Raw genomic sequence first — 22,136 nt, 5'->3', positions numbered from 1 at the left:
GCTCCTCCGGCGGGGCTTTGGGTGTGGGCTGGACCGAGCACTCCCCCTAGCCGAGGCTTCGGATAAAATCCACGTCCTCGTCAGTCGGCGGCGCGTTTTTTCTTCTGCACCCAGAACTGGTACATCTCGAGGAACGTATCGGGATACTGTTGCTCGAAGGTGTTCCAGTTGGACAGGTCCGTTGCCGGCTGGTCGGACGGATGGAGCTTGCGGTAGGCCTCCAGTGGTGCCGTGTCGATATCGAAGCCCAAAAGGCGCAGGCCGTTGTCGTGCAGAAACGACTTGAGCTCCAGCAGGTTGGTGGTGTGCTCGCAGACATGAAAGAGCATGTCGCGGCAGCCGCTCAGGCTGAAAAAATCGCACAGGAGCACCTGGCGCAGGGGATCGTCCGGCGGCAGGCGCAGCAGTTCCTGGCGGCAGCGCCGCATGGACTCCGCCGTGGCCGTATAGCCCTTGGCCTGGAGAAATACCCTGGCCCGCGCGATGCCGCGCCGGGCCAGCGCGCTGTAAAAGCCCAGGCGCATGCAGCCGCCGGGGCGCAACAGGGTGAGCAGCACGCGCCAGCCGGCGAACGGGTCGCCCAGATGGTGCAGCACGCCGGACGCCTCGATGACGTCGAAGCGCCTGTCGAGCGCGCCAAGGCGCAGGATGTCGGCCTGGGCAAAGGCGATATTGCCGGCCTGTACCTGGGCCGCCTTGCGTTTGGCATAGCCGAGGCTGGCGAGGCTCAGGTCCACGGCCGTGACGTCCGCGCCGCGAAAGCGCCGGGCCGTCTCCAGGGCGTGCTGGCCCGTGCCGCAGCCGGCCACCAGCACGTCGAGGCGGTCGTCGCGGCCAAGGGGCGTGTAAGCGGCCAGGGGAAAGCGGCGGCGCATGAAGGCGTCGAAGGCCACGGGCGCATCCACCGGCGCCACCCGCACCCAGCGCGGATAGGGGTTTTCCTCGTACTGCCGGCGCACCCGCAGCGACACCTCGTCGTCGATGGGCGTGAGCCGTTCCATGGTCTCCCGCAGCCGGGCCTCGATGGCCGGCTGGCGCACCTGCTGGTCGATGACGGCGGCCAGGGCCTCGGGCCAGTCGCGGCCGGGCAGCCGGTCGGCCCCGGCAAGCGCGCCGAGCAGGCCGTAGGCCCCGACGGCCGCGACCCACAGGGCCGGCACCGGCCGGTCGGCGGTGAGGGCCTCTTCCAGCGCGCGCCGCAGGGTTTCGGCTTGCCCCGCTTCCGCGTCCGGGACAGCGAAGGCGTATTCGTTGATGCAGCATTGCCGGGCCAGGGCGGCGTAAAAGGCCAGTCCGGCCGGCGCGCCTGCCTCGTCCGGCAAGGTCTGGGCCGCGGTGGCAAGCAGCGCTCCCCTGGCCAGGGTCAAAAACCGCTCCATCTCCACGGTGGGCACGGGCGCGGCCGTAAGGAGCCGGAGCAGCAGCGGATGGGCGGCCAGCCCGGCAGCGCCGGCCGGGGCGAAAAGCGCGGCCGCGGGCACAGGCCCGGGCCAGGTCGCGACCGCCAGACGCAGGCATGGTCCGACTTCCGGATCGTGCTCCAGCACGCGCGCCGCCGGTCCGGCCAGCATCTCCGGCCGCTCCCAGGGTCCGGCCAGGGCCCGGCCCAGGGTTTCCCGGCCGGCCGCGTCCAGCTTCCAGGGCGGCAGCCGGCGCAGGCAGGCGCAGAAAAGCCGCCTGGCCTCGATGCCTTCCCCCACGGCCAGGGAATGCACGACCAATTCCATGGCCTGGGCCGGATCGGCCCCCTGGGCGAGGAGACAGCCGGCGAGCAGGTCCAGGGCCTCGGGCTGGTCCGGGCGCAGGTGCAGGGCGGCCCTGGCGCAGGAGGCCGCTTCGCCGTGCAGGCCCAGGTCGGCCAGGATCATGCCCCGGCTGATTTGGGCAAAGACGTACTGGGGATCGGCGGTAAGGGCCTGGTCGTAGCAGGCCAGGGCCTCCTCCAGCCGGCCGCGGGCCTTGAGCGTGTTGCCGAGATTGTAGTGGGCCTTGGCATGGCCGGGGTCGAGGGCTATGGCGCGACGGTAGTTTCGGGCCGCTTCCTCGTGGCGTCCGGCGGCCTCCAGGGCGGCGCCCCGGTTGGTCAGCGCGGCGACCGAGTCGGGGGCCAGGGCCAGGGCCTGATCGTAGCAGGCAAGGGCGGCCTCGAGATCGCCGGTGTCGGCCAGGGCGACTCCGAGATTGGTCCGGATGTCCGCGACGTCGGGGGCCAGCGAGACGGCCCGGCTCAGGCGCCTGACGGCTCCGGCCGCATCGCCCCGGGTCAGGCGCAGGGTGCCGGAGACGCTGAAACCGAAGACGTCGTGCGGCAGTTGCCGGGTCAGGGCGTCGGCGCGGCGTTCGGCGTCGGCGCGGCTGCCGGCGTTTAAAAGCGCCACGATGGCCAGTTTTTCCTCGCGGACCGGATCCAGGCTCGCGGGGGGAGCCTCCTCGGACATGCGCATACCGACCCTCCGGGGTTAGGGAGTTACGGTCACGATTATCAGAAATCCCGGGCGCGACCAAGGCGTTTTCGCGACCGGCCGGGCGGAGTGGGGCGCTTTACGCTTCTTCCCGACTGCGATAGTTTGGGAAATGGCAGCGTGTCGGCCGGTGCCCCCTCGGCGGGTTTCGGGGGCCGGCGGCCGGGCGTCCGGATTCCCCGGTGGATTATAATTGCCGGAAAACAAAGGAGGTATCGGGCATGGCGGTATTTCACTGCAAAAACGCGGACGATGTGCTGCGGGCCGTGAAGGATTACAACGTTTCGTTTATCCAGTTCTGGTTCATCGATGTTCTGGGCGTGCTCAAAAGCTTCCAGATTACGCCCCGTGAACTTGAAAACGCCTTCGAGGAGGGCATGGGCTTCGACGGCTCCTCCATCACGGGGTTCACCAAGATCCAGGAATCGGACATGGTGGCCTTTCCCGATCCGGCCACTTTCCAGCTTGTCGCCTGGCGGCCCTCCGACCGTCCGGTGGCCAGGCTCTTTTGCGACGTGAAAAATCCTGACGGCACGCCCTTCGCCGCCGACTCCCGCTACGTGCTCAAGCGGATGGTCAAAAAAGCCGCCGACCTCGGCTTCACCTATTACGTGGGGCCGGAACTGGAATTTTTTCTGTTCGCCAATTCGACCCAGCCGCAGATCCTGGACTACGGCGGCTATTTCGACGCCCCGCCGCGCGATCTGGCCAACGATGTGCGCCGCGACATCAATTTCGCCCTGGAATCCATGGGCGTGGCCGTGGAGTACAGCCACCACGAGGTGGCCCCGAGCCAGCACGAGATCGACCTGCGCTACCAGGAAGGCCTCCTCATGGCCGACTACGCCCAGACCTACCGGGTGGTGGTCAAGGAGATCGCCCGCAAGCACGGCTGTTACGCCACCTTCATGCCCAAACCGCTTTTCGGGGAAAACGGCTCGGGCATGCATTGCCACCAGTCGCTTTTCCGGGGCTCGAAAAACGCCTTCTACGACGCCTCCGACGTCTACCACCTTTCGGCCGAGGCCAAGAGCTACATCGCGGGACTATTGCGCCATGCCCCGGAATTCGCGCTTATCACCAACCAGTGGGTCAACTCCTACAAGCGGCTGGTGCCGGGCTACGAAGCCCCGGTCTACATCGCCTGGGCCCGGCGCAACCGGTCGGCGCTCATCCGGGTGCCCATGTACAAGCCGGGCAAGGAAGCGGCCACGCGCATCGAGCTGCGAAGCCCCGACCCGGCCTGCAACCTCTACCTGTGCTTCGCGGCCATGCTCGGCGCGGGGCTTAAGGGTATCGAGGAAGGCTACGAACTGGCCCCGCCCATCGAGGAGAACATCTTCAAGATGACCGAGGAGGAAATGGCGGCCAAGGGTATTTCCTCGTTGCCGGGCAGCCTGCGCGAGGCTGTGGACCATCTGGAAAAAAGCGAACTCATGCGCGAGGTGCTCGGCGACCACCTGCACGCGGCGCTGCTCGAAAACAAGAAGGCCGAATGGGACGCCTACCGGACCCAGGTCACGGAATGGGAAATCGAGCGCTACCTGCCGATTTTGTAGCCGTGCCGCATGGCTTCAAGGCCGCCTTCGGGCGGCCTTTTTTTTTTGCCTTGGCGGCGGCCGGCGCGGGGCCTGGCGACGATTGCGCGGCCTGTTTTCCGGTGGGCCGGGCTGTTGTCGTCGGCTTGGGCAAAATGTCAAAATTGTGATTTTTTGCTTGCAAGGAAAGGCACTCTATGCAAGATATTCCCTGTTTTTATTGGGAGTGAGGGACTCCATTGCTCGTAAGCAATATATTTCATTTTTGTGCGAAGAGGGACCGGGTAGCGCCAAATCTGTAGGAAGGGAAAACGCCTGTTTTTAAAATTCCTTAAATTTCAAGCTAATACCGTGTGGCCTCGGATTTGCAAATCGTGCTCGGGGCCGAGGAGAGCGGTCCCGGGCACGTCTCTGGGTTTCGGCGGCTGGCAAGCCGAAAAATTTCATCAAACTTTTTGAAGAAGGGGGGTTTATGGCACACAGACGGAATCTCTACAAAATGGGCGCGATCGCGGCTCTGGCCGTTTTGGCCCTGCCCGCGCTGGCCCTGGCCCAGGAAGAGGCCGCCAAGCCCGAGTTTCTGTCCATCATGAACGGCAACACCGTGTGGACGCTCGTGGCCGCCACTTTGGTCATGTTCATGCAGGCCGGCTTCGCCATGGTCGAGACGGGCCTGACCCGGGCGAAAAACGCCGGCAACATCCTCATGAAGAACATGTTCGACTTCGCCGCCGGCTCCATCGCCTTTTTCCTGTTCGGTTACGCGCTCATGTTCGGCAACGACATCGGCGGCTTCATCGGCTTTTCCAACTTCGGCCTGGCCGATGCCACCACCGCCACGCCGGACGGCCTGTGGAGCTACACCTACTGGTTCTTCCAGTGCGTGTTCGCCGCCACCGCCGTGACCATCGTTTCCGGCGCCATCGCCGAGCGTACCAAGTTCATCTCCTACCTGTTCCTCAGCTTCGCGGTCACCGCCGTCATCTACCCCGTTTCCGGCCACTGGATCTGGGGCGGCGGCTGGTTGTCCAAGTTCGACGCGCCCATGATCGACTTCGCCGGCTCCACCGTGGTCCACTCCGTGGGCGGCTGGATCGCCCTGGCCGGCGCCATGCTCATGGGACCGCGCATCGGCAAGTATACCCCCGACGGCGTCTCCCGGGCCATCCAGGGCCATAACCTGCCGTTGGTCGCGCTTGGCGTCTTCATCCTCTGGTTCGGCTGGTTCGGGTTCAACCCCGGCTCCACCACCGCCGCCACCGGCAACATCGGCCTCATCGCCGTGACCACCAACCTGGCCGCCTGCGCCGCCGCGCTGACCGCCATGATGACCACCTGGCTCCGCTACGGCAAACCCGACGTCTCCATGTCCCTTAACGGCGTCCTGGCCGGCCTGGTCGCCATCACCGCCGGTTGCGCCAACGTCTCGCCCATGGGCGCCATCATCATCGGGCTTTGCGCCGGCATCCTGGTCGTCCTGTCCGTCGAATTCATCGACAAGGTGCTCAAGATCGACGACCCGGTCGGCGCCATCTCCGTGCACGGCGTGTGCGGCGCCTTCGGCACCCTGATGGTGGGGCTGCTCGCCAGCCCCGATTTCGGCGGCGTGGCCGGCCTGTTCTACGGCGGCGGCATGGCCCAGTTCATCACCCAGGTCATCGGCGTGGGTTCGGTGTTCATCTGGGCCTTTGGCACCGGTTTCATCGCCTTCTCCCTGCTGCGGGTCACCGTCGGCATCCGGGTCACCGAGGAAGAGGAGCTCAAGGGTCTCGACATCACCGAGCACGGCTCCGAGGCCTACAGCGGCTTCCAGATCTTCATCACCGAGTAAGCACGGGACATTGGGAGATTATATATGAAACTCGTCACCGCCTATTTTCGGCCTGAAATGCTCAATGCCGTCAAGCAGGCCCTGTACGCCAAGGGCATCCACGGCATGTCCGTCACCAACATTGCCGGCTGCGGCCGCCAGAAGGGCTATACCGAGCAGTATCGCGGCGTCATCGTCGAGGTGAACCTGCTTAAGAAAGTGCGCCTGGAAGTCGCCTGCGCCGATGACAAGGTCACCGACGTCATGGACGCCATCTCCACCGGCGCCAAGACCGGCAAGGAGGGCGACGGCGTGATCTTCGTCCAGGATCTCTGCAACGCCCGCCGCATCCGTACCGGCGAGACCGGCAACGGCATCCTGGGCTAGCTTCTTCCCGCCCGGTCGGGAACAACCCGGAAACAAGGCCCCTGCCGCATGCGGCAGGGGCCTTTTGCGTGGCCTCGGACGGAAAAGCCGCCGGCAGCGGGCGGGCCATGCCAGCATGGTCAGGGATCTTGCCCGGCGATGCCGCCCTGGCCGCTGTCGAAACGTGCCATGCCCCCAGGCGCGTTGGTTTATGCCGCCATTGGAACCTGCTAGAGCCTGTTCACTGCCGCCCATGGAGCCGGAAAGGCCGCGTCCAGCCAGTTCAACGCCGAACGCCTCAACGCCTACAATGCCAGCATCCGGGACATCGGCCGGCGCACCGGAGCCGTGGTGGCCGACGTGAACGCCGTCCTGACCAAGCGTCAGGCCGGACGCACGGAACCGTTCACCCTGGACGGCGTGCACCTCGACGCCGGGGCCGCCATCCGCCAACAGCTCGGCGGCTAAGGCCGCACTCTCCCCTCCCCAAAACTTCCGGCTTCCGTGGGCGTCGCTGGAGGAGGTTACGGAAAAGACCGGGGCAGCCTTGTTCGAATACAAGAGGGTTTCCGCCAGGAAGGGACGTGAAATGCGGACGTGTCCGGCTTGACAGTAAAGCCTGTCGGCGCGCATGTTGGCAATACTGGAGGGGCTTCCATGGATGCGCCCGGTCCTGGCGAGAAGCGGCATTTCCGACAATTTTGCGATGCGCTCCCCGAGGCGGCCATGCTCGTGGACGCCGCCGGCCGGGTTTGCCATGCCAATGCCGGGGCTCTGCGTCTTTTCGGCAACGTGTGCGGCCACTCCTGTCCCCTGCCCGGGCCGGCGGAGCCGGGGGCCGATTGGGAATGGGCCGACGGGGAGTGCCTGTACCGCGTCCGGCGCATCCGGCTGGTGGATGCCGACGGCGGCCTTTTTTTTCTGGATTGGATGCAGGATACCTCCGAGCTGGCGACGCTTCGTGCCCGGCTGGCCCGCTGCCAGCGACAGTTCTCGGCCGTCGTCGACAACCTCATGGAAGGCGTGGTCATCGCGGTGGGGGGCAAGCTGGCCTACGTCAATCCCTTCATGGAGCGGCTTACGGGCCACGATGCCGCCACCTTGTGCGCACATCCCTTTACCGACTTCCTCCACGAGGAGGACCGTGCAGGTGTCCTCGGGAACCACACGCGGCGGTTGGCCGGCCAGTCCGCGCCCCCGGGGCAGGTCTTCCGCATCGTGACGCGAAGCGGCGACATCCGCTGGGTGCAGGCCGTTTCGGCCCGCATCGAGTGGGACGACGCGCCGGCCTCCGTCAGCCTGTTGTCCGACATAACCACCCAGCGCCAGGCCCAGTTGACCCTGGCCGCGCTTGTCCGTGACCAGGATTCCCGCATCGCCAGCAGCACCGCCAGCCTGCGCGAGGCCAACCGCACCCTGGAAACCGCCAACGAAAGGCTTTCCCGCGAGATCGAGGAGCACGAGCGCACCGCCAGCAAACTCATTACCGCCCGCAGGAAGGCCAACCAGGCCTCCAAAGCCAAGTCCATATTCCTGGCCAACATGAGCCACGAGATCAGAACGCCCCTAAACGTCATCCTGGGCATGGCCGACCTGGCCCTGAGGCCGGACAGCCAGGGGAAGGTGGACCATGTGCGGGCGCTCGAGATGATCCGCGAGGCCGGCGCGTCCCTGCGCACGCTCCTTGGCGACCTGCTCGACCTGTCCCGGATCGAGGCCGGCCGGCTCGATCTCGAAGCCATCCCCTTCTCCCCGCGCCGGGTTCTGGACGCCGCCTTGGCGGGACACGCGGTGTTGGCCGCGCGTCAGGGGCTGGCGCTCAAGGCCCATGTCGCCGCGGACGTGCCGGAAACCCTTGTCGGCGATCCCGGCCGGCTCGGGCAGGTGCTCGGCAATCTGATCGGCAATGCCCTCAAATTCACGCCTTCGGGGCGCATCGACGTGTCCGTGCGCCGGGAAGACGATTGCCGGGGGGACGCCTGCCGTGACCGGGAGGCGGTGGGCCTGCTCTTTTCCGTGCGCGATACCGGGGTGGGCATCGATCCGGAGAAGAAAGAGGCCATTTTTGAGAGCTTTCGCCAAGCCGACGAGTCCATCAACCGGCAGTACGGGGGCACGGGCCTGGGGCTGGCCATCTGCCGCCGCCTGGTCGGCCTGCTTGGCGGGCGCATCTGGGTCGGCAGCCAACCGGGGGAGGGCAGCGAGTTTTTCTTTACCGCCTGCTTCGCCCTGCCGCACGCGGGGCAAACCTTCACGTCGGAGGATACGACCGCGACGTGCCAGGCCACGATGTCCCCGCAGCCGTTGCCGCCCCTGGACATCCTGCTGGCCGAGGATTCGGCGCTTTCCGCGGAAATGCTCATGGCTTTTCTCACCCCCCGGGGCCACCGCGTCACCCGGGTGGGCAATGGTCGGGAAGCCTTGGACGCCCTGGCCATGGGCCGCTTCGATCTCGTGCTCATGGACATCCGCATGCCGATCATGGACGGCCTGGCCGCCACCCGGGCCATACGGCAGGGGCAGGTGGAGGGGTGCGACCCGGGGTTGCCCATTCTGGCTCTGACCGCCCACGGCGCCATCGAGGACCGGGAACGCATCCTGGCGGCCGGGGCCACGGATTATCTGTCCAAGCCCGTCAATCTGGACCGGCTGCTCGAGGTCATGGCCAAGGTCACGGCGGGGCAGGGCGGCTTCGCGCCGCAAGCGGCCGGGCTTGCGGCCCGGGCGGGGGAGGAATCGGGGGATGGCGGCGCGGGGGAGGTCCCGTTCGATGCCGGCCGCGCCGAGGCCCTGGACAACCTTGGCTGCGACCGGGAACTCTACGAACGGCTTGTCGCCGTTTTTTTGCGGGATACGCCGGACGACCTGGAGCGGTTGCGGGCGGCCCTCGACGGCGGCGATACGGAGACCACGGTCCTTGTCGCCCATGCGCTCAAGGGCAACGCCGCCGTGGTCGGGGCAAGCCCCGCCTCGGCCCGGGCCAGGGCGCTGGAGTTTGCCGCCCGCCAGGGACAAAGGGAAGCGTTGCCGGCCCTCTACGAGTCCTTGGCGGCGGCGTTCGGCCGGGCCCTCGACGGATTTGCCGCCGAGGGGATCGAGCCGGCGGCGTCCTAGGCCGGTGCGGCTGGTTTTCCTTTATCCGCCAAGGGCCTGCCTCACGGTGTCGAGCACCGTCTCGGCGCGCAGCGGCTTGGCCAGGGTGAATTTCGCGCCGTAGCTTCTGGCCCACCCCAGCGTCTCGGTGTCGGTGAAGGTACTGCCGGCGCTCATGGCCACCAACGGCAGCTGCGGGCGTATCTCCAGCAGTTCCTTGATGGTGGCGAGTCCTTCCTTGCCGGGCATGAAGATGTCCACAAAGGCCAGGTCGACCGGGCTTTCCCGGAAGGCCGCCAGGGCGGCGTTGCCGTCGGCCGCCTCCGTGACCGTGTGCCCGGCCTTTTCCAGAATGTCGCGCAGCATGGTGCGCGTGATCGCCGCATCGTCGACGACAAGTATCCGTCCCACGGTGGTATCGCTCCTTTTGGCCGGGCCGCGTCAGGCCGGCAGTTGTCCGGGCCCCGTGTCGCCGGAGCCTGTGGACTGCATCCGGACAATCAGTTCGTTTAAGTCCTCGGCTTCCTCATTGAGCCCGCGCACCGCCGTCACGGACGCCTCCATGCCCGCGCGAATGTCCGAGGCCACGCGGCTGACTTCCTCCGTGGCCCGGCTGATTTCGTTGGCCGTGGCCGACTGCTGCTCGGCGGCCGTGGCGATGGCCCGGATCTGGTCGGCCGTGCCCTCGACCATGCCCACGATGGCGTCAAGGGCCGTGCCGGCCTGTTCGGCCAGCCCGGTGCTGCGGGTGACGGCCTCGGCCGCCTTGATCGTCTCCTCGTTGCCGCGCCGCGCGCCCTGCTGCACGTCCTCGATGGCCTGGCCCACCTCGCGGGTGGCGGCCATGGTCTTTTCGGCGAGCTTTCTGACCTCGTCGGCCACGACCGCGAATCCCCGTCCGGCATCGCCGGCCCTGGCCGCCTCGATGGCGGCGTTTAAGGCCAGCAGGTTCGTCTGGTCGGCGATGTCGGAAATGACGTCCAGCACCTTGCCGATGCCCTCGGCGCGTTGCCCGAGGTCGCCCATGTCGCCGCGGAGTTTCTCGGTCATGACCTTGACGTCGCCGATGGCCCGCACCACCTCGCGCACCATGTCCGATCCCTGTCTTGCCCGGGACTGGGCCTCCTCGGCGCTGCCGGCCGCGGCCCCGGCGTTCTGGGCGACCTCCAGCACGGTGGCGTTCATCTCTTCCATGGCCGTGGCCGTTTCCTCGGTGCGCTGGCGCTGGTTGGCCACGCCCTCGCTGGTGCGGTCGATGAGCTCGGCCAGGGATTTGGCGTTGTCCGCAAGCCGGGCGGCAATGCCCTCGGCCGTGCCGGCGGCCTGGGCGATGAGATGGTTTTGCTCGGCCAGCGCTTCCTGTTGCAGCTTGACCCGGGTCAGGGTGGCCAGCATGGCGAACACGCCAAGCATGCGCCCGTCCTCGCCGCTGATCGGCGCGGCGTCGATCTTGACGAAGAACCGTTCGCCCCAGGCGTAGGTCCCGTCATACTCCACGTTGGTCATGATCTCCCGGTGGCCGAGCACCTCGCTTAGCGTCTTCGACACCGGGGGGTGCGCCGCGAAAACGTCGCGCAGGTTGCGGCCGATGTAATGCTCCGGCTCCTTTTTCTCGCCCATGAAGTGGGCCAGCCAGCGGTTGACCAGAAGCACCGTGCCGTCCGGGGCGGCCACCACGCATGGCATGGTGATGGAGTCGAGGATGCCCCGGGCGAATTCCAGTTCTTCCTTGAGCTTGGTCACCATGGCCCGGATGGACGCCGCCAGATGGGCCATTTCGGCCGTAAGCTCCGCCCCGACCGAAGCGTCGAGGTCGCCGCCGGCCACCTGGTCGGCGTAGTCCACGATGGCCCGGATCGGGCGGTTGACCAGACGGCGCATGATGACAAAGGTCAGCGCCGCCATGAGCGCCAGGAAGATGGCGGAGGCGATGACGAGTTTGACCACGATGGCGCGCACGGCGTTATCCAGCTGGGCCGATTCGTCGGCCACGGCCTGGTCGATGCCGTCGATGTAATCGCCCATGCCGATAATCCAGTTCCAGGGCTTAAACAGCATGACGTAGCTGAGTTTGGGATAGAGCTCCCTGGTCGCGCCCCCGCCCGGCAGCGGCTTGGACCAGTCGTAGGTCACGTAGCCGTCGCCGGTTTTCTCCACAGCCTCGAGCATGGCCTGGGCGATGTTCTTCGTGTCCGCCGGGAAGGTGGCGACCGGGCCGTCCTGGCCGCTTTGGAGGCTGGTCGCCCGGTCCTGGTCCGGCATGTCCATGACCTTGCCGTCATAATCCGGGTGGATGGGGTGCATGACCATGCGCGGAATGGGCCTGGTCGTGTCGTAGATGAAAAAGTAGTTGCCGTCGGGCAGGCGCATCTTGGACACCTGCGCCTTGGCTTCCTCCTGGAGCCGGGCCGTGGCGTCCTCGATCCAGGCTCCGGAGCCGAAGATCCAGCCCAGTTCCGGCATGAGCCGCACATAGGAGACCTTGGGCTTGGGATCGCCCGGCGCGCCGGGCTTGTCCCACATATAGGACACCATGCCCTCGCCGGAGGCCTTGGCCGCCTTGACCATGTCGCTAAAAAGCGCCACCCCGTTGGGGTCACGGAAACCGGAGAGGTCCTTGCCGTCCAGGGCGGGCGTTATGGGATGCATGACCATGCGCGGGGTCAGGTCGTTGATCCAGATGTAGTTGCCGCCGTCGAAGCGGGCGTCTTTGGCCATTTCCTTGATGCGGGCGAGAAGTTCCTCGCGGGGCATGGAGTCCTTGTGGGCGGCATAGAAAGCCCCGGCCTGGCTGACCACGGCATCGACCACGGCCTTGAGGCGGTCGTGGGCGCGTTTTTTGAGCGCCTCTTCGTCCTTGGACACCCCGTAAAAGTAGTTGACGACCTCGTAGACTTGCTTGACCGTTTCCCCTTCGCGCGCCTTGGCCTGGGCGTAGAGCTTCTCGCGCAGCGCGCGGGCGTTGTCGTCGCGGTAGACGCGCAATTCATAGATGAAAAAACCCACGGACAGTACGGAAAGGGCCGTGAGCGTTATGATGCTGACAATGACGATCTTGAGGCTGATGGACCAGTCCTTGATGTTTGTCATGGCGTCTTCCCAAAGGCTCCCGCGGGTTGTCATGTCCCGGGCCGGCGGTAGGGACCGGACGAAACAAGGTGTATGAGAATAAATTATTCTATGAACGAAGAACGACCGAATGGCAAGGGCGCACACGCAGAACACCTTCCCTTTTGGCCGGGCCTTTGGCATAAGGCTGGCGAGATGCGCTTATGATCACGTTTTACGAATTCGCCACCAATTTGTTCGACCCCATTCACGTCTTCTGGGAACACCCCAAAACACGCCGGGCCGTGGCCGTAAGCCAGGTGCTCGCCTTTTGCGTCGGCCTTGTCGGCATCGAGCTCAACGTGCGGGGGCTCCTGCCGCCGTTTCTGGCCCGCATCACCCCGACGTCCCACTTCTACGCCATCAACCTGGCCTTCACGCTGGTGCTCGTGCAGGAGGTGGTGGACCTTATTTTCGTGTTGCCCTGCTCGGTGACCAAATCCCTGGGCAAGCAGTTCGAGGTGCTGTGCCTTATTTTACTGCGCGATGCCTTCAAGGAGCTGGTGCATCTGCACGAACCCATCGCCAGCGCGGATTTCGGCCATGTGCTCTTGCCCATGCTGGCCGACGGCGTCGGGGCGCTGCTCGTGTTCATCGGATTGGGATTTTATTACCGGCACTATCGGGCCCGGACCCAGGGGCCAAAGGGTCCGTGGCTTTACCCGTTCGTGGCCTACAAGAAATTCCTGGCTTTTTGCCTGCTGTCTTTCTTTTTGTCCTTCGGCCTGTGGGTGGGCTGGCAGGAAGTCGTCTACGGACAGCATCACGACTTTTTCCTGATTTTTTACACGGTCCTCATTTTCAGCGACATCTTTCTCGTGCTCTTGTCCCACACCTATCTGCCGGCGTTCGAATCGATTTTCCGCAATTCCGGTTTCGCGCTGTCCACGCTGCTGATACGCTTCGCCCTGGCCGCGCCGGCCTATTACGCGCCGCTCCTCGGCGTGTGCGCCATGGTGCTTGCGTATGGCGTTTTCGTGGCCAGCGACGCTTTCGCCAAGGACGGCTGACCCGGCCCGCGGACGCGGGCATACGGAGGTCCGGCATGGAAACGACCTATTCCTTTACGCCCATCGGCGTCATCCGCAGTCCCTTTTCCAGCCTGGCCGGCATGCCGGTCCAGCCCGGCGGGGCCCGCGAGGCCGTGGGCCGGCTGGAGCTTTTGCCCGAACTGGCTCCGGCCCTGGCCGACCTGGACGGCTTTTCCCACATCTATATCCTCTATGTCTTTCATGCCTCGCAGGGCTTCGCCCCGACGGTGGTGCCCTATCTCGACGACACGCCGCGCGGCCTTTTCGCCACGCGCGCGCCAAGACGCCCCAACCCCCTCGGGCTGTCGGTGGTGGAAGTTGCGTCGGTTGCGGGAAGTGTGGTGACCGTGCGCGGGGTCGATGTCCTGGACGGCACGCCGCTGCTCGACATCAAGCCCTATGCCCCGGCCTTCGACGCGCCGGGAGGCGCTGTGCGCAGCGGTTGGATGGAGGGCCGCGACGGCGTCGTGGCCTCGGTGCGGGCCGACGCCCGGTTCGCGCCGCAGGACGGCAAGGAGACAGAATGACGCACGGGCGGTCCCGGGGCGCGACTAATGGCAGCGCAGCCTGCCCGCCTGGGCCGCATCCACGGCGAAAAGCAGCGGCCGCACCCCGGCGGCCCGGCCCACCTCGCCGCGCATCGTAAGCGCCGCCCGCTTGTCGCCATAGCGTCCGGCCAGCACCCGGTAGCGCCGGCCCTTCCTGCCGCTTTCCACGGCCACGCAGGCCGGAATGCCCCGGCCGCGAAGTTTGGCGGCCTGGGTGTCGGCATTGGCGGCATCGGCGAAAAGCCCGGTCTGCAAGGCGTAAAAGCCGGTCGCCGGCGCGGCGGCCGGTTTTGTCGGAGCCTTCTGGGCGATGACGGGTTTGGCCGCGGCGGGCTGGGGCGGTTTGGGCGTTGCGGCCCCGGACTTTGCGGGCTGTGGCGCGGTCTGTGGTTCGGGCGTTTCCGGCGTGGCGCGGGGGGCTGGGTGTGCCGCGGCATCGCTTGTCGGGGCCGGGGCGGTGGCGGAAGCGGCCGTCGGGTTGGAAGGGGCGGCCTCTTGCGGCGCGTCGGGCATGGCGTCTCGCGGCGCGGGAGGCTCGACGACGCCCCGGACCGCTGCGCCGGTGACCGTGAAGGTCGTGGCGGCAAGCCTGGTTTCGCCGTCATAGACTTCGAGGGACCACTCCCCGGGCTTGGCCCGGCCCGGCGGATAAAAGGCGTAGACGATGGCCGCCGGTTCCCCTTTTCGCGCCGGCACGCGCCAGCGGTCCACGGCCGTGCCCAGGCCCGAGGCCGTGGGCCGGGTCAGCCGCGCTTCCAAAAGGACGGGGCCGCTGCCCGGCTTGAAACGACAGCCGAACCCCTTGTCCGAGTCCATGACCGTCCCGCCCGGCCGCACGCCCGTGTTGGCGGCGGGCCAGGGATCGGCCAGGCCGGGGGCCGTGGTCAGCGCCCCGCAGACGTCAAAGCCGGAGGGGCCCGGTCCGGGCTGCGTCGGCGCGGCGTAAAGCCGGGCGGGCAAAAGGGCCAGGGCCAGCAGCAGGCAGGCCGCGCTGCGGCGGCGCATGGGAAGAAAATCGGGCATAGGCGTCGGCGTTATTCGGCGAGGTGTTCGAGCAGGCGTTTGGCCGGGGCGTAGTCGGGATCGATTCCCAATGCGGCGCGCAGGCAGTCGCGGGCCTGCCCCAGGTTGCGGCAACGGTGGTGGGCCGTGGCGATGTTGTAGCCGACCGAGGGCGCCTGGGTCATCAGGGTCGGGTCGGCGGCCAGGGCCTTTTCAAAAAAGTCGAGGGCCGTATCGTACTGCTTGCCGTCGGCGTGGGCAACGCCCATGTTGTAGAGCAGGCCGGCGTCCTCCGGGGCGATGCGCAGGGCCTTGGCGTAGTTCTCCACCGCCTGGGACCACAGCCCCTGGCGGCGCAGCAGGATGCCCCGGTCGTTGAACATCCACAAATCGGCCGGGGACAGCCTCTCGCCCTTGGCCTCGATGGCCTCGGTGACGAAGCGCAGCGCCATCTCCTGGTCCTTTTCGCCGATCTTGCGGGCAATCTCCATCAGCGACTCGCTGACCATGTCCGAGGCTTCCCGGGTGACCACGCGCCGGGCCTCCTCGAAACAGCCTTTGGCCTTTTCGGTATCGCCCTTGGCCAGATACGTCTCGCCGATTTCCACCTTGCGCTCGAAATTGAGCGGCGACAGGCTGTCCAGGCGCGTCAGGTAGGCCAGCCGCTTGTCCATCTCCCCGGATTCCCGGCTTAGCTCGACAAGCCTTTTGAGCGGCTCGATATAGAGCTTCTCCACCCGGGCGGCGGCCTGGTAATGTTTCTCCGCAGCCTCGTATTCACCGCGCTTGCGGGCAACGTCCCCCAGGAGCAGGTGGCACTTGAGGCTGTCGGGCTTGAGTTCCATGGCCTTGGCCGTGATGCGCTGCGCCTGTTCCAGATCCCCCGCCTCGATCAGCTCCGCCGCCCGGTCGAGCAGCACGCCGAGCTGGTTGTTGGGGCGGATGGCAAAGGCGATCTTTTCGATGATGGCATTGGCCGAGATGGGCTTGGTGATGAAGCTGTCGGCCCCGACCTCGTGGGTCAGCATCATCTCCTCCCGGGAGATTTCGGTGCTGGCCACGATCAACCGCACCCGGTCGGCATAGAAATTTTTGAGCACTTTGACGGTCTTGATGCAGGTGGTCTTGCGCATGCGCCGTTCGAGAAAAAGGAGCAGCGGCACGGACAGACGTTCCACGGCCTTGTTGGCGAAGGTCACGGCCTCGTCGTACTCGGCGGTCTCGCGGCACGACGCCCGGGCGTCCACCCGGATGCCGGCCAGGGTCAGCTTGACCATGCGGGCGAAGCTCTCGTCGTCGGTGGCGATGACCGCCAGGCCGCCCGCGGCGAAGTAGTCCAGGACGATGCGCTCGTAACGCCTGGCCGCCTGATCGGTTTTAACGCGCATGATATTGGGCATGGAAAACCTTTTCTACGTGTCCGGCAGGGCGCTTCTGACCCGGCGCAAAAGGGCCAGCAGCGCCGGATCGGTCATGTCGGAAGCGGCGGTTTCGGTGGTGGGCGAAAGCACCTTGAGGGTCTGCTTGCGAAACGCGCCGAGGTCCTGCAAACGCTCGATCAGCCCCGGGTCCACCACCTGTCCGGCCACGGCCGCCGTTTCGCCGGTGCCGAGACAGATGTCCTCTTCCAGAACCATGCCGGCCGTCAGGGACGTGACCGTGGCTTCGCCCCGGCTGTAGCCTTCGCGCGCGCCGGCCAGAACGCCGAGCAGTTCCAGAACCCTGGGGTCGTACAGTCCTTCGCGCCCGGCCATGGCGGCCAGGGCCACGTCGCGGCCGGTGCCGGAGGTCAGCAGCCGGTCGTAGTCCAGGGCCGCCTTGAGCAGGCGTGAGCCGAGGGGGATTTGTTTGCCCGAGGGGCCGTCCTCCCCGTCCCCGGCAAAGGGGGTTTCCTGGTGGCGGATGATGTGGGCCACCTCGCCGAGCTTGGGGATGTTGTCCAGCAGGTCCGCGCCGATGGCCGGATGGACGGCGAAAAGCGCGGCCCGCTCGCCCTCCAGGGTCCCCCTGGCCCGCAGGGTGGCGAACATGGACTCGGGCATGACCATGGCCCCGAGCTGGGACAGCATGACGGCCAGTTCGATGCGCCAGATGTCCGGGGCGTCGCAGTAGCGGGCCATGGCCACAACCAGCCGCTTGACCCGGGCCGAGCGGGCCATGGCCTCGGGATTGAGCAGCCCGAGCAGGTCGGTGAGCACCTTGATGATGCCCCGCAGCGAGCCCTTGAGAAATTCCTTTTCGCCCGTGACCTGGAGATAGTGGGCCACGCCCGCGGCAAGCGCTTCCTCCAGCTCCTCCTCGGGGCAGGGTTTGGCCAGAAAGCGGAAAACGCCGCCCGTATTGAGGGCGCGCATGGCCTCCTGCAGGTCGGCGTAGCCGGTGAGCATGATGCGGATGGTGTCGGGACAGGTCTTTTTGAGCCGGGTGAGGAATTCCAGGCCGTCGATGCCGGGCATGCGCAGGTCCGAGACGACCACCGCGTAGGGGCCGTTTTCGGTGACGGCTTCCAAGGCGCGCAGCGGCCCCTCGGCCACATCGATGGCGAACTTGCGCCGCAGCTTGCGCTTCAGCGATGCAATGAGTTCCGCGTCGTCGTCGACGAACAGTATCTTTTGTCTGACGCCCATGCCCAAGCGGCCTCCGCCGGCCTTACGCGGTCGCTCCGGCGCCTTCCGCCGGAAACCGCAGAAAAAACGTGGCTCCTTCCCCCGGTCGGTTCGTCACCTCGATGCCGCCGCCGTGGCGGGACATGATGGCCTGGCTTATGGCCAGCCCCTGCCCCGTGCCCTTGCCGGCGGGCTTGGTGGTGAAAAAGGGGTCGAAGATGCGCCCTTCATCGGCCGGATCTATGCCGGGGCCGTTGTCCGCGACGGCGACGGTCACGCCGTGCGGCCCGAGGCTGGTGGCGATGGCGATGCGGCCATGTGGCCAGGGTTCCCGGCTCACGCGTTCCTCCACCGCCTGGGCGGCGTTTATGACCACGTTGAGCAGCACCTGGGACACCTCGTGGGGCTGACCGTACACCAAAGGCAGCCCGTCAGCGAGTTCTAATTCCACCTCGGCCGCGTGTTTCCAGGCGTTGCGGGTGATGGTGACGATGTCGCGCACGGCGGCGTTGATGTCGAAAAAGAGCGATTCGCCCGTGCCCGGGTGGGACAGCTGGCGCATGGCCGCGCTGATCTCGGAGACCTGGCGCAGGCCTTTGCGGGAATTGGCGATGGCGGCCGGAATCTCCTGGCGCAGGTAGTCGAGGTCCGTCTCCTCGATCAGCGCGTCGAGTTCCCTGGCCGCGGCGGCGATGGCCTCGCTGCCGCCGGCGGCCGCCTCGGCCAGGCGTCCGCAGGCCGCAAGCAGGCGCAGGATGTCCGCGAAGGAGTCCTCGAGGAAGCCGGCGTTGTAGGTCACGTACTGGATGGGGGTGTTGATCTCGTGGGCGATGCCGGCGGCCAGACGACCGATGGCCTGCATGCGCCGTTCCTGGATCGTCTTGAGTTCCCTGGCCTTGATCTCGGCCAGGTCCTGGCCGAGAAGGAGCACCCCGGGCCGGGAACCGGACGCGGCCGGCACGGGGTTGACGGTAAGCCCCAGCACGCGTTCGCTCCCATCCGCAATGCGGCAGCGCACCTCGTCCACGCGCACCGGGGACAGCGTGTCGCGGCTGGCGGTTACGGCCTCGCGAAGCGCCTGCCCGTCCCAGACAAGGGGCAGCGCAAAGAAATCCTTTCCCGTCGCCTGCCCGGCCCCAAGCCCGAAGGTCGCCTCGGCGCTGGCGTTGAAGCGGCGCACGCGGTCCTCGCCGTCCAGGCCCACCAGGATGGAGCGGATGGAGCCGAGCAGCATCTCGATATCCTGCCCGGCCATGGCCATCTCCCGCTCGGCCGAAACGCACCGGCTGACGTCGCGCACGATTTCGACCAGGCCGAACACCCGGCCGTCCGCGCCCCGCAGCGGATGGCAGACGCTTTCCACCTGGCGCGTCGCGCCGTCCGGACCGAGAACGTCGGCCACCCGGTTGGCCGGTTTTCCGGACGTAAGCGCCTCCTCGGCCAGGCAGGGCCGACAGGCGTCCGCGTCGCCCGGACAGGGACGGCCCGGGGCGAAGTCCCCGGGATAAAAACGGCGCAGGGCCTCGTTTACGGCCACCACCGTGCGGTTTGTGTCCAGAAAGCACAGCCCCATGTCCAGGGAGTCGAACAGGGCCTCGAAATACGGAGCGCGGGGATCGCATGGGCCTTTTGGGGCCTTGCGGCATCGCGGACGGTGGCGGCTCACGCGGGACTTTCCTCGATCCAGATGGCGAACGCCGCGTCTCCGGCCGGCGTGTCGCAGCGGATGCCGAGCGACTCCTCCCGGGGATGGGAAAAGGTCCCGCCCCGGGTCAGGCGGGTTTCCCGGGCAAGCAGGGAGGCGTCCCGCAGCATGTCCTGGAAAAAAAGGAGCGTGGTTGTGAAAAACGCGTCCAGGGCCTTTTCGGCCGGCGCGGCGTCCGTTTCCCGGCACAGGCCGGCGGCGAGGGAGGCGCTTAGGCCGATGGCCGCGCACAACCGCCTCGGGCCGGGAAGAAGACCGGTCAGAAGCCCTGTTTCCGGGAAGGCCGCCATGTCTTCGGGCTGGCCGAGGGCCGTCACCGCCAGCGCAAGTCCGGCGACCCGGCAAAAGGCCCGCCCCGCTGCCGCGACCAGCAGTTCGGCCACCGTGTTGTCGGCGAAAAAGTCCTGGATATAGCGCAGGCTGATCTGTCCGGATTGGCGCAACGCGAAGTGGCGGCCCAAAAGCCGCTTGTACTGCTCCCGGTCGATATGGCCGCGAAGGAGCAGGGCCTCGCCGAGGTAGGTGTGCTGGACCTTCTGGAAAAACAGCAGCCGGTCCAGGTCCTGTCGGGACAGCCGGCGCTCCTTCACGGCGATGTCGCCGAAAAGCCTGGGGTCGGTCTGTTGCCGGCGACAGATGCCGTCCACGTCGCCGGAGGTGAGCACGCCCCTGTCCACGGCCATTTCGCCGATGCGCCGGTTGTGTTCCTTCTGGAAGCGCAGGCCGTCGGCAAGCTGCTCTTCGGTGATGGCCCCCTGTTCCACGAGAAAGCGTCCAAGAAAGCTCATGGCGATCCTCTTTCGATGCGACCGGCCGCCGCCCGCCGTCACCACGCGGCGCGTTCCCCGCCGCGCCCGCGTCCCCCGAGGAGTATTTCCTCTTCTTCCTTCTTCGACACGGCGCGCAGAAGGCTTTGCCCTTCCTCGAAGGCGGGGTTCAAGGTCAGGGCCATGTCCAGGAATTTCCTGGCCAGCCTGGGCTTGTCCTTTTCATAGTAGGTCCTGGCGATGTTGTAGAGCAGGTGTTCGTCTCTTTTCGCCAGGCGGTAGGCCTTGAAATAATACCGCAGGGCCTGGGCGTACATCTTGTGCTTGCGCATCTTGATGCCGAATTCGTTGAAAAGGTGCTTGTGCTCCTCGCCGAAGGCCGCCTCCAGGGTGATGATGCGCCGGCACACCAGGTTGGCGTTGTCCACCTCGCCCCGGTCGAGGTAGGTGAGCCCCAGGCCGAAGGTGGCCCGGATGTGCTCCTCGTCCACGCGCAGGGCGTTTTTGTATTCGAACTCGGCGGACATGAATTCGGCTTGCGCCCGGTGTTCGTCGGCCGCGTCCACGGTCTCGCGCACCTGGCGCATCATGGGCACGACCTTGTTCATGTACAGGTCGGGCTCCGGCAGGTAGTTCGAAAGCAGCTCCTCCTTGCTGAGGACCCGCGGCTTGCCCGAAGGGATGAAATGCTTGTTGAGGGCGCGCACGAGGTAGGAACCGTCTTTTTGTTCCTCGGCAAAGACGTGGATGTTCTGCTTCACCTTGCGCTTGGTGGAGCCGAAGCCGATGGCGGAGTGGATCTGGGTCGAAAAAGCGCCCCGGAACAACTCGTCCTTGGGTTGCCGTTGTGGCGAGGGGGGCGAAGGCATGGCTTCCATGGATTTGCCCTTACCCGTCGAGGATTTTGGCAAAGGCCAGTTTTTCGGCCGGCGGGACCAGGACCCGCCAGCGCGGTTTCCGGCCAAGGTTCGCGCCAAGGTCGGTCAGCCGGCGGATGGACATGGTATTGAGTTCGAGCCCCCGGCCAAGGACCAGTTCCCCCTTGAGATCGAGCACGTCCTGGTCGAGCAGCATGCCCGGGGCAAGCTCCCCGTCCGCGGCGAGCCGGGGCTCGAAACCGTCCGGCAGCGTGGCCAGGGATTCGAGGGCGTCGAGGACTTCCGGGTCGTACCAGCCGAGCCGGTCGCGCATACGGGACAGGGACAGGGCCACGGTCTCGGCTTCCCGGCCCTTGTGCCGGTACATGGCCTCCAGGGTGTCGAAATCCAGGGCGACCTTGAGGATGCGCGCGCCGTAAGGAATGTGTTCCCCGCTGGCCGCGTCCGGGGGCAGTCCGCCGCCGTCGAAGCGTTTTTCCTGATAGGCGATGATCTCGGCCACCTCGCGCAGGCGCGGGATGTTGGAGATGAGGTCGGCCGCGATCCGGGGATGCATGGCGAATTCGTAGGCCTTGTCCCCGGGCAGCGGTTCTCCCCGGTAGGCCTTGCGCAAGGTGTCGGCCGGCATGGCGGCGCAGCCGATCTGGGACAGCATGGCGGCAAGCTCCAGCCGCCAGGATTCCTCCATGCCGAGGTAGGCGGCCAGGTCCACGGCCAGACGCTTGACCCGGGAGGACTTGCCGAAGGCTTCCGGATTGACCATCTCGAGCAGGTTGGTGAGCAGCTTGATGGTGCCGCGCACCGTGCCCCGCAAAAGCTCCTTTTCCGAGGCCAGGAGCTGGTGCTGGCGCAGCGCCGCTCCCAGGGCTTCCTCCAGCTCCTCCTCGGGGCAGGGCTTGGTCAGAAAGCTGAACACCTTGCTTTTGTTGACCGCGGCCATGGCCACGGCGATGTCGGCGAACCCGGTGAGAATCATCCGCACGGCATCGGGGCAAAGCTCGCGCACCCGCCCCAGAAATTCCACGCCATCCATGTCGGGCATGCGCAGGTCGGAGACGACCACGGCCACGTCGAGGCCGCTTTCGAGCAGCGTCAGTCCGATTCCGGGTCCCGCCGCCGTTTCCACGGCATACTGCTTGCGGAAGGCACGGGCGTACGCGGCCAGGATCTCCTGATCATCATCCACGAACAGGATGCGGGGTTTGTCCATGAGGGCTCCGGG

The 22,136-nt window shown here is 66.5% G+C and carries 16 protein-coding genes; 6 read left to right on the top strand and 10 right to left on the bottom strand.

The window, feature by feature from the left end:
- Positions 1-80: 80 nt before the first annotated feature.
- Positions 81-2,444, bottom strand: a complete 2,364-nt coding sequence (locus tag ACMZ6R_RS07665; RefSeq protein ID WP_416110329.1) for a tetratricopeptide repeat protein — start codon at positions 2,442-2,444, stop codon at positions 81-83.
- Positions 2,445-2,683: 239 nt separating this feature from the next.
- On the opposite strand from ACMZ6R_RS07665, the gene ACMZ6R_RS07660 reads away from it, so the two are divergent.
- The 4 genes from ACMZ6R_RS07660 (at position 2,684) to ACMZ6R_RS07645 (ending at position 9,290) form a co-directional block, all read left to right on the top strand.
- A complete protein-coding gene (locus ACMZ6R_RS07660) occupies positions 2,684-4,021 on the top strand; it encodes a glutamine synthetase family protein (RefSeq protein WP_416110328.1) in 1,338 nt (445 codons plus the stop codon).
- A gap of 451 nt (positions 4,022-4,472) precedes the next feature.
- Positions 4,473-5,831: an ammonium transporter gene (locus ACMZ6R_RS07655; protein WP_416110327.1), complete on the top strand. Its 1,359-nt coding sequence runs from the start codon at positions 4,473-4,475 to the stop codon at positions 5,829-5,831.
- Positions 5,832-5,855: 24 nt separating this feature from the next.
- Positions 5,856-6,197: a P-II family nitrogen regulator gene (locus ACMZ6R_RS07650; RefSeq protein ID WP_416110326.1), complete on the top strand. Its 342-nt coding sequence runs from the start codon at positions 5,856-5,858 to the stop codon at positions 6,195-6,197.
- A gap of 636 nt (positions 6,198-6,833) precedes the next feature.
- Positions 6,834-9,290, top strand: coding sequence for an ATP-binding protein (locus ACMZ6R_RS07645; RefSeq protein ID WP_416110325.1), 2,457 nt, complete (start codon positions 6,834-6,836; stop codon positions 9,288-9,290).
- Positions 9,291-9,311: 21 nt separating this feature from the next.
- Here the strand turns inward: ACMZ6R_RS07645 and ACMZ6R_RS07640 are convergent, their stop codons facing one another.
- Complete coding sequence (locus tag ACMZ6R_RS07640; RefSeq protein ID WP_416110324.1) at positions 9,312-9,680, bottom strand: response regulator; 369 nt, start codon at positions 9,678-9,680, stop codon at positions 9,312-9,314.
- Between the two features lie 30 nt (positions 9,681-9,710).
- Complete coding sequence (locus tag ACMZ6R_RS07635) at positions 9,711-12,359, bottom strand: cache domain-containing protein (protein WP_416110323.1); 2,649 nt, start codon at positions 12,357-12,359, stop codon at positions 9,711-9,713.
- A 182-nt stretch (positions 12,360-12,541) separates the two neighbouring features.
- On the opposite strand from ACMZ6R_RS07635, the gene ACMZ6R_RS07630 reads away from it, so the two are divergent.
- Together ACMZ6R_RS07630 and tsaA are read left to right on the top strand one after the other, a co-directional pair.
- Complete coding sequence (locus ACMZ6R_RS07630) at positions 12,542-13,387, top strand: hypothetical protein (RefSeq protein WP_416110322.1); 846 nt, start codon at positions 12,542-12,544, stop codon at positions 13,385-13,387.
- A gap of 35 nt (positions 13,388-13,422) precedes the next feature.
- Positions 13,423-13,935, top strand: coding sequence for a tRNA (N6-threonylcarbamoyladenosine(37)-N6)-methyltransferase TrmO (gene tsaA / locus ACMZ6R_RS07625; protein WP_416110321.1), 513 nt, complete (start codon positions 13,423-13,425; stop codon positions 13,933-13,935).
- Positions 13,936-13,959: 24 nt separating this feature from the next.
- Here the strand turns inward: tsaA and ACMZ6R_RS07620 are convergent, their stop codons facing one another.
- From ACMZ6R_RS07620 to ACMZ6R_RS07590, 7 genes are read right to left on the bottom strand one after another with little or no spacing between them, the layout of a single operon-like run.
- On the bottom strand, positions 13,960-14,979 hold the full coding sequence (locus ACMZ6R_RS07620; protein WP_416110320.1) for an SPOR domain-containing protein: 1,020 nt from the start codon (positions 14,977-14,979) through the stop codon (positions 13,960-13,962).
- An 11-nt stretch (positions 14,980-14,990) separates the two neighbouring features.
- The gene (locus ACMZ6R_RS07615) at positions 14,991-16,358 is read right to left on the bottom strand and encodes a tetratricopeptide repeat protein (protein ID WP_416110319.1); all 1,368 of its coding nucleotides are present in this window, start codon (positions 16,356-16,358) and stop codon (positions 14,991-14,993) included.
- Positions 16,359-16,370: 12 nt separating this feature from the next.
- Positions 16,371-17,585, bottom strand: coding sequence for an HD domain-containing phosphohydrolase (locus ACMZ6R_RS07610; protein WP_416110318.1), 1,215 nt, complete (start codon positions 17,583-17,585; stop codon positions 16,371-16,373).
- A gap of 22 nt (positions 17,586-17,607) precedes the next feature.
- Positions 17,608-19,230: an ATP-binding protein gene (locus tag ACMZ6R_RS07605; RefSeq protein ID WP_416110317.1), complete on the bottom strand. Its 1,623-nt coding sequence runs from the start codon at positions 19,228-19,230 to the stop codon at positions 17,608-17,610.
- Positions 19,227-20,057: a hypothetical protein gene (locus ACMZ6R_RS07600; RefSeq protein WP_416110316.1), complete on the bottom strand. Its 831-nt coding sequence runs from the start codon at positions 20,055-20,057 to the stop codon at positions 19,227-19,229. The genes ACMZ6R_RS07605 and ACMZ6R_RS07600 overlap by 4 nt, the downstream gene beginning before the upstream one ends.
- Positions 20,058-20,095: 38 nt before the next feature.
- Positions 20,096-20,914 (bottom strand): Tfp pilus assembly protein PilF, encoded by an 819-nt coding sequence (locus ACMZ6R_RS07595; protein ID WP_416110315.1) that lies wholly within the window; start codon positions 20,912-20,914, stop codon positions 20,096-20,098.
- Positions 20,915-20,924: 10 nt separating this feature from the next.
- The gene (locus ACMZ6R_RS07590; protein ID WP_416110314.1) at positions 20,925-22,124 is read right to left on the bottom strand and encodes an HD domain-containing phosphohydrolase; all 1,200 of its coding nucleotides are present in this window, start codon (positions 22,122-22,124) and stop codon (positions 20,925-20,927) included.
- Positions 22,125-22,136 lie beyond the last annotated feature (12 nt).

Origin of the sequence: Solidesulfovibrio sp. C21 (assembly GCF_047785625.1) — a bacterium.
In the GTDB taxonomy this organism is placed as follows: Bacteria; Desulfobacterota; Desulfovibrionia; order Desulfovibrionales; family Desulfovibrionaceae; genus Solidesulfovibrio.
The sequence above is the reverse complement of the archived record's forward strand: the minus strand, read 5'-3'. Positions and strand labels throughout refer to the sequence as shown.